General features: G+C 40.7%; 11 protein-coding genes. 4 read left to right on the forward strand and 7 right to left on the reverse strand.

Annotated features, from left to right (window positions below):
* Nucleotides 1-3 precede the first annotated feature (3 nt).
* From pilO to ISR87_12525, 5 genes are all read right to left on the reverse strand, one after another.
* Nucleotides 4-570 carry a type 4a pilus biogenesis protein PilO gene (gene pilO, locus ISR87_12505; protein MBL7026263.1) on the reverse strand — a complete coding sequence of 189 codons (567 nt, stop codon included), beginning with the start codon at nucleotides 568-570 and terminating at the stop codon, nucleotides 4-6.
* On the reverse strand, nucleotides 567-2,801 hold the full coding sequence (gene pilM, locus ISR87_12510) for a pilus assembly protein PilM (protein ID MBL7026264.1): 2,235 nt from the start codon (nucleotides 2,799-2,801) through the stop codon (nucleotides 567-569). Before pilM ends, pilO begins: the two co-directional genes overlap by 4 nt.
* A complete protein-coding gene (locus ISR87_12515; GenBank protein MBL7026265.1) occupies nucleotides 2,791-3,621 on the reverse strand; it encodes an AAA family ATPase in 831 nt (276 codons plus the stop codon). The genes pilM and ISR87_12515 overlap by 11 nt, the downstream gene beginning before the upstream one ends.
* Before the next feature lie 274 nt (nucleotides 3,622-3,895).
* Nucleotides 3,896-5,389: a tetratricopeptide repeat protein gene (locus tag ISR87_12520; protein ID MBL7026266.1), complete on the reverse strand. Its 1,494-nt coding sequence runs from the start codon at nucleotides 5,387-5,389 to the stop codon at nucleotides 3,896-3,898.
* Nucleotides 5,390-5,435: 46 nt separating this feature from the next.
* Nucleotides 5,436-5,963 carry a hypothetical protein gene (locus tag ISR87_12525; GenBank protein MBL7026267.1) on the reverse strand — a complete coding sequence of 176 codons (528 nt, stop codon included), beginning with the start codon at nucleotides 5,961-5,963 and terminating at the stop codon, nucleotides 5,436-5,438.
* Nucleotides 5,964-6,223: 260 nt separating this feature from the next.
* On the opposite strand from ISR87_12525, the gene ISR87_12530 reads away from it, so the two are divergent.
* From ISR87_12530 to ISR87_12540, 3 genes are all read left to right on the forward strand, one after another.
* Nucleotides 6,224-6,547 (forward strand): hypothetical protein, encoded by a 324-nt coding sequence (locus tag ISR87_12530; GenBank protein ID MBL7026268.1) that lies wholly within the window; start codon nucleotides 6,224-6,226, stop codon nucleotides 6,545-6,547.
* Between the two features lie 64 nt (nucleotides 6,548-6,611).
* Nucleotides 6,612-8,153: a hypothetical protein gene (locus tag ISR87_12535; protein MBL7026269.1), complete on the forward strand. Its 1,542-nt coding sequence runs from the start codon at nucleotides 6,612-6,614 to the stop codon at nucleotides 8,151-8,153.
* 163 nt (nucleotides 8,154-8,316) lie between these two features.
* Nucleotides 8,317-8,766, forward strand: coding sequence for a M48 family metallopeptidase (locus tag ISR87_12540; GenBank protein ID MBL7026270.1), 450 nt, complete (start codon nucleotides 8,317-8,319; stop codon nucleotides 8,764-8,766).
* 14 nt (nucleotides 8,767-8,780) lie between these two features.
* On the opposite strand, the gene ISR87_12545 is transcribed toward ISR87_12540, so the two are convergent.
* Nucleotides 8,781-9,254 (reverse strand): hypothetical protein, encoded by a 474-nt coding sequence (locus ISR87_12545; protein MBL7026271.1) that lies wholly within the window; start codon nucleotides 9,252-9,254, stop codon nucleotides 8,781-8,783.
* 95 nt (nucleotides 9,255-9,349) lie between these two features.
* Here ISR87_12545 and ISR87_12550 point away from each other — a divergent pair, with 95 nt between their 5' ends.
* On the forward strand, nucleotides 9,350-10,333 hold the full coding sequence (locus tag ISR87_12550; GenBank protein MBL7026272.1) for a Gfo/Idh/MocA family oxidoreductase: 984 nt from the start codon (nucleotides 9,350-9,352) through the stop codon (nucleotides 10,331-10,333).
* A gap of 32 nt (nucleotides 10,334-10,365) precedes the next feature.
* Here the strand turns inward: ISR87_12550 and ISR87_12555 are convergent.
* Nucleotides 10,366-10,592, reverse strand: a 227-nt coding sequence (locus tag ISR87_12555; protein ID MBL7026273.1) for a 3-oxoacyl-ACP synthase III, incomplete at its 5' end; no start/stop codon positions are given.

Consider the following 10,592-nt stretch of genomic DNA (forward strand, 5'->3'; position numbering starts at 1 on the left):
AAACTAGGCTCCTTCGATGAAAATGTAGGTGTATAAGTTTAATTCGCAGGTCAACATGCCACCGTATTCCATCTCGGTTTCCAGTTTGATATTTGCGATATTCACCAGGTGGTGCATTTCAAGTAGATCATCCAGGAAGGCGCCGATTGTGAGAAAGTCTCCATAAAACTTTATTTGCAATGGATAACACTTCACATGATTTTTGGGAATCTTCATCTCAGTAAACAGGGCTGGATAGGTATCATTTAGAGAGGGCTCGAAGCTTAGGATTTGCAATTTGTGGCGCTCAGATATTTGACGAATTTGTTCTAGCACAGAACCATAGTCCTGATTGTCAGGAACGACGGTTTTAAGTGTATCAAAATGCTCAATCTTTTCACTAAACCTGAGCTTGAACTCATCATAACTCTCAGTTACCCCGGCCAATTCATCAAAGCGATTATTAATGACTGCCAACTCAACTTCGAGATCAGATATGCTGGCACCCGCCACTGCCACGGTGTAATAGAACCACCCGCCTGTTGCCAAGAGCAGGAAAAATATTGTTCCGAAGAAAATGTTTCGATTCACTTGACACCTATGCCAATTTTCAGTGTAAACAGGAGCCTGGAGTCATCTGAACTGGGTGAGCCCTCTCGATCAATACTGGTGAACATGTTTAAACTTTCAAGACGCATGATAAAATTCGTGAGTTGAATATCTGCAATTCCAGCATGAGCATTGACTATCCCACTCAAGGCAATACGGTCAACATGGGCTGCCTGCTTAATAACTGATCCTGCTTCTTTGGAACTTGCCGGTCTGAAAACGAGAGAGGTCACCTTAATGTTGTCAGGGATTTCTGATGAAATCAGTTTTAAAAGTTTTATCTGATTTTCAGAATTGATGCCATCATTTTCTAAAAATCCCCAATAATTTCCTAGAAACTCAAGATCGTCAAGCATGATGAAATATTCCTGGGATTGCTCAGATAATTTCTGCCACTGCCTGTTCATATTTGCGACACTTTCTTCCAGGACATTCTCTTCCATGTATGCGAAATAGCCGAGAAGAAGATATATGGGAATCAGAATTGTCGTGAGAAAAATGCTCAATTTATTAAAGACCTTGAACTGGAAATGTTGCTTCCGTGCAATTGGTAGAAGGTTGATACCTTCTGAGGTTTTCAGGGCCAGGCCAAAATTCGTGGCAAAAATTGGTATCAGCTGATGATCTAATTCAAACTGATCTGAAAACTCAAAATCTCCCTGTCGGAGGGGATTCAAATGCTCCGTGGTTCGTTCAAGCTGGATTGCAAATACTTCTACCAGGTTGGGGATGGCAGCTCCCGGTCCAGTAAGATAGATTTCCTGACACTCCACGTCAGCCACCTGTTTTCGGAAATAATCCAAGGATCGGTTTATTTCGCTGGTCATTCTTTCAACGATAGGTCTCAGGAAAATTGAAATCTTGTATAGACTGATCCCCGTTTCCGGAATGTCCTGATCCGTATCGATGGGGATTCCATATCGCATGAGATATTCAGTGGCCATTGTTTCAGTAATATTAACAGCATCATTACCTACCATAACCCTTTGAATCAGAGCTTTATGATAATCTTTCACCCCAACCGCCATCTCACGCGTGAACTCCATTCGACCTGACTTGACCATGGTGATGGTGGTTTCATTTTGATTCATATGTACAATGGCGATACAACCCCGTAGACGATCTGGATAACAATGTTTAAACGTTTCCCAATCGATAAAAGGAATCGTAGTCACATTTTGAAGGTCAAACTTTTTCTTTTTAAATAGATCTGACATAAAGGTGATGGATTCATTGTTACCCACACCAATAATGATATTCTTCTTGAGCTCTCCTTTTTCAGAATCCAACACCATATGGTCGATGTTGATATTGTCACTGCTAAAAGGGAGATTCTTTTTGGCGGTCCAGGTAATGAGTTCAGCGATCTCCTTGCCCTTCACTGGAGGTGCTTTAAATATTTTTGTATGTGTTTCTATAAAGGAAGAATACATGCGGAACATGGTATCCTTCTTCCAGAGCTTTGCATCGAACGTGTCTAAAATGTAGGTGAGCAGTTCATCTCGATGGGTGATCTTTTCATCATCTATTTCAAATGGAAGCGGGTATACATCCATACTTTCCACAACATTGCGATTGCCAGCTGAGACGGTCTTGAGGACTCTTATGGATTCTGGAGTGCATTGAAAAGTGATTTTTTTTCTAACGCCAAAAGCCCAATTGCTGAATTCGTAGAAAAGATCAATGACCTTATTTGGCTTGGGAACATCTTTATGAATTTGAAAATAGGTTGGATCTATGAGCTGGGATTTTTCTTCCAAGTCGATATCACTATCATGCGATGCAACTTTATCAGGATCTGTTGATGGCTCTGATTCAACATCTTGAGGAGTATCCATTAAATCAGCAGCTATTCCCTGGGGAACAGCTTCCGTATCAACTACCTCATCTTTAATGGGTTCTTCAGTTGGTGGAACGTCGGCTTTTTTTGCAGTGAGTTTCCCTAGTTTTGCTCTGATTTCATCAGAGCTATCAGATGCAGATTTTTCTTCTTTGGGAGGGACTTCATCAACAATGGTATCAGGTACAATGCTCGTGCTTACTGCAGGTGATGTTGATTTCTTTTCCTTGGAACCCTCTTGTTTTTCAGGAGGTGTATTGGCGTCCACGGTGCCACTGGCATTTCCCTCGGTGGTCGATTTACCAGTCTGCTGAGACCTTAACAGATCCAACAGACGATTGGTCGCCGCAGAATCTTTTTCGTCAGCCGGCATAATTATTATCATCACTGTTGATGCGATTTAATACGGCAGCGCCATCCACTGATTTGTTATTATAGACCAACATGTCAACAATGAGGTGATGGCACATATTTACAATTTTTCGGGGATAGCCACCAGTATGCTGGTAAATCATCTCCTTGGCTTCCTGGGAAAATAGAGGTTCATCACCCTCATAACCCGCTTCATTTATTCTGAAGTCTACAAAGGCGATGGTATCTTCCCTGTCCAGAGCAGGAATTGTTGCCCCAAAGGCGATCCTATCCTTAAAATTTTCGTGGGCGGAAACGACTTCTTTGAATTCGGGTTGAGCAAAGATAACCACTTGAATTAATTTCCGGCTATTGGTCTCAAAATTGAGCAGAGTTCGGATAACCTCAATTTGCTCTGTGCCCATTTTTTGGCCTTCATCAATAATTAGCACGATTTGCTTACCTTTTTTAATGGCCGTATCAATGAGGAAATTTTCGAGTTGGTTCAGCATCTCAGACTGGTAAAGGGAACTACCTCTCAGTCCAAATAATCGTTTTAAATATACCAGAAACTCACGAGTATTCTCCCAGGTGGGATCCATAATGAGATAAAACTGGAAATCTTTACCGAAATCTATAAAACGGCTGAGCAGCAGACGTGACAGGGTCGTTTTTCCAGTCCCAATGCCACCCATGATGACGGAAAGACCTCGGTTCAATCTCAATGCGATTTCCAGACGATTGAGGATTTCACCATGCGCTTTCGATTCGAAAAAGAATTCCGGATCGGGAGTCATTGAGAATGGTTCTCTCTTTAATCCAATCAACTCATAATAGCGCATAGATTTTCTTATCCAATCATCGCATCAAAATTTCATTACATCGAGTAAAGATAGCTTATAATTTGACTTCACACTTATTATCGGCAAATACTAATTAACTTAATCATAAAAATGTCTCATTACCAGTATGATACTGGGTGTTACAAGACTTCCCTCATGTGGCTTATGAGGAAAATCGGATAACAAATGAGCCCCGGTTAATCGGGGCTCAGGGAGGATGTATGAGAGTCATACATTGTTGCAGATATGATGTTACAATCTTATGTGGATAAAGTTACACCCTCTTAAGTGATTTTGTTTTTTGTAGGACGGTGGGATAACTAATATCCAATTCCTTGGCCAGCTTCGTTTTCTGATATCCAACCTGTTTGAAAAGATACTCGATTATTTCCTTCTCAAACTGTTCGTTGGCCTTGTTCCAAGTGAGTTCAGTGAGACCACCGACATAGGTATTCAAGGCTACTAACTCGTGGCTTTGCAATTTCACCGGAATCTTAGATGGGATACTTTCAAAGTCAAATCCGTGTTGGCTTAAACGACGCTTGATTGCATAGTAAGTGCTGGTTTTTAAATCGAGCTTTGCTGGAAGTTCTGAGATGATAATGTCGGATTCCAGGTGTTTTTGTATGAGATGGAACTGAAATACGTCGTTGATTTGTTTCCAGGATTGTCCCAAGGCAAAAGAAAATGGCTCTGCAGGGGGACCTATGGTGTCTGGAATGCTATAGCCAACCTTCGGTCGATCATTAAAGCGTTGAACGACCTCCAGTCTGTCACCTTTTAAACTAAAGCCATGTTCTGCCATCTTTAGAGCAACCCGGGATCCTATCTCATAGTATTTGGTTGCAACGTCAGGGTGTTGAAGTTTGTCTCTTTGCATATCACCCATAAACAAACATTCATCAGGTATTTGAGAGAGGATATCATATTTCTGACTATGATCAATAGCCTGCCCAAGATAGTGGACAGCGGCCTCATAATCACCTTCACTATAATAAGTCAGGGTATGATTTTCCAAAATGGTTGCATATAAATAGCGACTTTGGACCCCTTCCATGAGATCCTGAAAAATCTTGCGAGCTTCCTGTATCTCACCCATCTGGAAGATCAAGTAGCCAAATGAGTTTTTTATTTGCTCAACCATGAAGGGATATTCGAACTTCAGGGCAAATTCATTTCCCTCAGCAAGCAATTTTTTGGCCTTGGAATACGCTTTTTCTACACGATAATATTTCGCCAATCTTCTGATTGAAACCAAATGCATGATTTGCATTTCGTGGTCATGGAAAAATTGAATCCAATTCTTAACTTCCTCTAATTTTTCACCTGCACCCGCCTGGAGCAAGTGTGCTGACAATTGATAATCTATCACTGAATTCAACGTAATGGATTCTGCCAGACGTTTTGCCGATCGGTAAAGGCTTAAACCAGAATGATATTCTCCAAATTTTTCAAAGAACACACCCCGTTCATAATTGATATATGCCAGGACTTCATCTCTAACAGGATATCCACGCTCTGCGTTGCTGGTCTCAGCCAAGAGCTGAGCTTCATCCAGGGTCAATTTTGAACCGATGAGGTTGCCCTCAAGACTCAGGGTTTTTCCACGACCTGCAGCGAATAGTGCCTTTTGATGAAGATCTGAAATCTGTGAATAGTCACCAGAGAGGAAAACATTGCGGGCATCCTCAATACTGACCAACCCAAGACGGCTGATAAACTCAAGCCACTCGTTGGTTTTTGGTCTTTTAATAACAGATTTTTGCATTATGTGTCCTAAATAATGGAATTAATAGGTTAAATCCAACAATTATTTACCCTATTTCACCACCCTCACCACCGATAGAAAATTCAACCGTACAAATCAGAACTGCAATACCACTTGTGCCAGTTGAAATATCTGTGGTGTTGATTATTCCACTGCCTGAAAATAAGACCTCAATCCCATTCTCGTCAACATAAATCATGTTTAGAGCTTCAACGATGGTGACCTTGGTCAAGGATTCAAACTTGATGGCCACTTTAGAGGTGAGACTCACTTCGAGTGGATTCTCATTCGCATTGCCTACCCAGCTTTTTATGGGAAGAATTTCGCCACCCTCAGCAGTATAAACCGTGGGGTCACCATCTAGTCCATAAACAATTCCATTTGGAATTTCTTCAGCAAGGACTAAAACTCCGCTACCATCCTTAGCCAGGTTATTCCCATTTTGTAAGAATGGAGCCGGTCCGTTCTGTACAACTTGCCCCTTGTATAAGGTCTGTTCGTTTGACAGGTCCTGTGGATTTTCGCAACCGATGATTAAAAATAATACCAGTAAAACCACTGTTGTAATTCTCATCTTTAACTCTCCTTTTTAAGTGTTTCCTCCGGTTCCAATATAGCAATTTTATTATAATGTATAATATATTTTATAATATATAAATATTTTTATTGTCTATATGAATGGGAGTGAATACATTTCAGCTACTTATGAAGTCAACCTATTCATGTCAAATAAAGTCAAAACGTTCATAATCCAGCGTCCCCCCCATCATGCGTGTCATTAATCAAGATAAGCAACCGCTACCCTCCCGCTCTCCCTACAGATTGGGACAGGAAATGCCAGCCATAAAAAATAAGATAATCTCCGGATTGGTTACCAGTATAGTTGATGGCAATACTTTTGTAATGAACGTTCAGTTTGAAGATGAACATCGACTTACAGATAAATATGCAGCAAAAGTAAAAATTCATGGCATGGACAAGCCCTCAACCTCTACGCTTTCAGGCATTCTAGCCAAGTTAGAACTTGAAAAAAAAATTGCTGGTCGCAAGGTCGCATGCGAAATTTTGGCCAGGGATGACTCAGGTCAAATTATAGCCAGATTGCCAGAACGATATCTCATACCCCCCTTTCTATTTGCCTCGGGTGTTGAGGGCTAATCACGAAATACTTCATATAAGTTAGCTATTTTCGTTTTTATCAATTGGGGTTAACTTGATTCCTATGGAATCAGAACTCCAAGGCATCGATCATCTCAGCACATATCTAAAATCTATTAAATTAAAAGGCAGGGATTCTGAATATTGGGAATTTCTTCTCATGTTAGGATTTGGTAATTCTACCAAGACAGAGCAATTATACAAAACTCTTAGAAACGATATCCAACTAAATGATTGGCGATTGCCACTCCTAGAAATTGGTGAAGCACGAATTATGTCAATTTCTGGACAAGATTTTGAAAGTCATAAAAGATTAGTTGAAGCATCTAAATTAATTTTCTCTCATCAGAATTTTCTAAATGAGAGTATTCAATCTGAAATAACTGCCCTTTATTATTATGTTTTGACTAGTCATCATGAAAAAATCGGACATTACCTATCAGCATTACCATATTTATTGATGGGAAAAAATCTGACTTCAATCGATACTTTTGAATTGGCTTTTGACTATAGAATTGCAGTCAATCAAGCAAAATGGGTGAATTTTCCGGTATCAAATGTAATATCTAATGTTAAATCGCTTGAGAAAAACGGATTGTGGACACTAGCTTGTATTGGCTATAGGGCTGCAGCCATACTATCCAGAATTCGGAACGATTTTAAATCAACTTACAAATATTATAATTCTGCGATCAGAATTGCTAACAAAATGAATTTAACGGTAAATCTTAAGCAATTAAAGAATGCCCTTGGCTTTGCTCTTTATAAAGAAAATAAACTTGATGAAGCTGAACAAGTATATAAAGCAATAATAATTGAGGGTGATTATGACCCAATTCTACCAATGCTGAACGAAAATTTAGCTCTATTGGCTAAAGCGAGATCTGACATTGATAAGTCAATTGATTATATGAAAAATGCATTGAAGGTAAGTACAAAGCTCGACGCTATTCCCAATGTCCCAGGTGAATTTCACTATCTCGGTCAGACTTATGAGAATCACTTCAAAGACCACGAACAGGCCGAATATTACTATCGACAGGGTTATGAGCACGCAATACGCTATGCAAGTCACGGAATTAGTCTCACTGGGGATCGTAAAGATGTGGTGGATGCATATGTGAGATTCATTGGCCAAAAAAGACCTTCTAAACCCCTGTCAGGTAAACAGGATTCTGTGGATCGTTTCGCTTTTTCTCAGGGAAAACCATGGAAAGACATCAAGGATATTTTTCAGCACCAATTGATTTGCTATCATCATAAAATTCAGCCAAATAGCAAAGTCATGGCAGCAAAATTGAATATGCCTGCTTCCACCTTATACTCGCTCCAGGACCGTCTTAAAAAACGGGGTTATCAGCTTCCAGAAAAAACCAATTCAAGCACCACAGAGAATCATAGTCTCTTCAACTTTATTGAGGAGCATGAGGAACTGTCCTGGGATGCCATCAACAGCATTTTTGAGCGGGAAATCATCCACTACCTCTATGAAAAATATGGGTATAATAAACAGCGGATGGCACAGATTCTTAAACTCAGCTACCCATCAATAATCACTAAAACCCGTGAATTGACCCAGGTGAGTGAACATCTTCTCCCGAACTAAAGCTCAGCACTCTAACATATCAATACTTACTGATCCAGAATTTGGTGATATCCATTTTACTGCAGTGAGGAACGTTCAGTCAATTCACATTTTTGTTCAACCATTTAGGGGTGTAGTAGTAAAATTCCCCACAGGCATCTCCTTGAAAAAAGCCAGTAGTTTTATGAATAGCAAGCGCTCATGGATTCGTCAGGCCCTGGAGCGGGCTCGGATCACAGAGCAAAAGTCCATCGAACACTATTCATTGCACAATTCAACCAGCAAATCTCAGATCAGACACTCCCTAACCTCAAGACTATATGAACTCGCACAAGAACATGACTTCAGCTATAACAAGGTCTCACTGAGAGATCAAAAAAGTCGCTGGGGCTCTTGCTCAGCTCATGACAATATCAGTCTGAATCAAAAATTGTATTTCCTGCCGGATTACTTGCGGGATTACGTCTTAGTTCACGAACTGGCACATACACGGGAAAAAAATCACAGCCCTGCATTCTGGGAAATTTTATTCGACATTTACGAAAAGTTGGAGATCATGAAAATGCGTCGAGAGCTTAAAGCATTTGACTTTTTGTTCTACCCGCCCCTTACTGATCAGAGTAAATCAATGTAGTCGACTCAATTGAATTATTTAAGAATGCCCCTCAAGACAGATTCAATTTTCACCCCTAAGAAATATGCCTCTATTTGTAATTCTTGAGATAGATCATCTAGCTCATTCAAGAAATCTTGTTTGAACCGCGCTGTATCCGAGGCACTTACTCGATAGCGGACTGTAACAGTCTGTTTCTTGATGAGATTCCCCGTCCGAATACTGGATGGTTCCCGCACTTCAAGGGTGAGAGACACTACTTGCTGTCCTAGAAAATTCTTTTTGCGCTCATACCCCGTCATCCAAACTGCAACATCCTCTTTGATTTCAGAAACCGTGGCCCACTCAGATTTCATCAGGTAAACAGTAGCTCCAGCCTGAGCGGGAGCGAGATCAGCGGTTTCAACAAGGGGCACCTTGAGATCGATGACAACTTTATCATCTGCCAAAGTCACGACTGGTAAAATAGCGCAAATAAAAAGGATGAGTGTCTTGTTGAATGATTTCATATATAATCCTCATTGATTTTTACAACAGCACAAGATACGTTCGCTGCACATTTTTCAATACAGAAATGTATTCTGATAAAGAGGAGATGTGGTGCATGGAGGATATCCGTTGGGGCAGTATTGGTTGTGGTGATGTCATGGAAGTTAAGAGTGGTCCAGCTTTTCAAAATGTTGCCCATTCCGATCTAGTTGGAGTCATGCGTCGAGATGGACAACTGGCTGAAGATTTTGCCAAACGCCATGGTGTTCGGAAATGGTATGATGGTGCGCAGAAACTGGTAAACGATCCCGATATTAATGCCATCTATATCGCCACTCCTCCTGACTCACATTTGCACTACACACAACTGGCCGCCCAGACTGGGAAACCAGTTTATGTAGAAAAACCCATGGCCAATAGTTATGCAGAATGTCAGGAGATGATAAAAATCTGCAAAAAGCATGAGGTCCCCCTCTTTGTGGCTTATTATCGTCGAGCACTCCCCCGCTTTATAAAAGTAAAAGAAATAATTGAATCAGGACAACTGGGAGAGATTCAAGAAGTTCAAATCAGGCTACTTCATTCTGCTAAGGCTATGGATATTTCTGGAGAATCTAACTGGCGAGTTGACCCTGAAGTTGCTGGATGTGGTTATTTTTGTGACCTGGGGTCCCACATCTTTGACCTCTTACAATATTTGCTGGGGAATATCAGCAGCGCATCAGGAATAATTGCCAATAATGGGAAGCATTACCAAGCTGAGGATTTTGTCGAAGCTGAATTCCAATTTGAGAATGGATTAATAGGGAGTGGTATCTGGAATTTTAATTATGGTGAAGATATTGATCTAACCAAAATTATTGGTACGACAGGAGAGGTTGAATATACACATTTCGCAGAAGACGTAGTTTCTGTCCGCTCACAAAGTGGTGTGGAGCATTTCAATATTCCGAACCCGCTACACATCCAGCAACCCTTGATTCAACTTGTTGTCGATGAGCTTCGAGGTGTTGGCAGGTGCCCAAGTACTGGAGCAAGTGCCTCAAGAACAAATTGGGTTATGGATAATGTATTGGGGCGAAATCCCACATCCCCTTAACATTTTACTTAAAGAAATTTACCGCAAATTTTTTACCAGGTCACACTCATACCAGTACAATTCAAACCACTACCAATACCAAGGAGGGCAACATGATTGCCCTTGACCAACTGGCCAGCCTCTTCAGCCATTTTTAGGGTTATTGGTAATGCTGCCGGACCAATATTCCCAAGAGTTTGAACGTTCAGAAAAACTTTCTCCAGTGTGATTTCCAGTGCCTCACTGAGCATGTTAATATGTGGAATACTTACCTGATGAG

Source organism: Candidatus Neomarinimicrobiota bacterium, from assembly GCA_016784545.1.
Taxonomy (GTDB): domain Bacteria; phylum Fidelibacterota; class UBA8477; order UBA8477; family JABMPR01; genus JABMPR01.

Excerpts from the sequence above, each read along its gene's own strand:
- pilM (MBL7026264.1), bottom strand. The coding sequence starts at position 2,801 with ATGCCGGCTGACGAAAAAGATTCTGCGGCGACCAATCGTCTGTTGGAT.
- ISR87_12540 (MBL7026270.1), top strand. The coding sequence starts at position 8,317 with ATGAATAGCAAGCGCTCATGGATTCGTCAGGCCCTGGAGCGGGCTCGG.
- ISR87_12515 (MBL7026265.1), bottom strand. The coding sequence starts at position 3,621 with ATGCGCTATTATGAGTTGATTGGATTAAAGAGAGAACCATTCTCAATG.
- ISR87_12525 (MBL7026267.1), bottom strand. The coding sequence starts at position 5,963 with ATGAGAATTACAACAGTGGTTTTACTGGTATTATTTTTAATCATCGGT.
- ISR87_12520 (MBL7026266.1), bottom strand. The coding sequence starts at position 5,389 with ATGCAAAAATCTGTTATTAAAAGACCAAAAACCAACGAGTGGCTTGAG.
- ISR87_12530 (MBL7026268.1), top strand. The coding sequence starts at position 6,224 with ATGCCAGCCATAAAAAATAAGATAATCTCCGGATTGGTTACCAGTATA.
- ISR87_12545 (MBL7026271.1), bottom strand. The coding sequence starts at position 9,254 with ATGAAATCATTCAACAAGACACTCATCCTTTTTATTTGCGCTATTTTA.
- ISR87_12535 (MBL7026269.1), top strand. The coding sequence starts at position 6,612 with ATGGAATCAGAACTCCAAGGCATCGATCATCTCAGCACATATCTAAAA.
- ISR87_12550 (MBL7026272.1), top strand. The coding sequence starts at position 9,350 with ATGGAGGATATCCGTTGGGGCAGTATTGGTTGTGGTGATGTCATGGAA.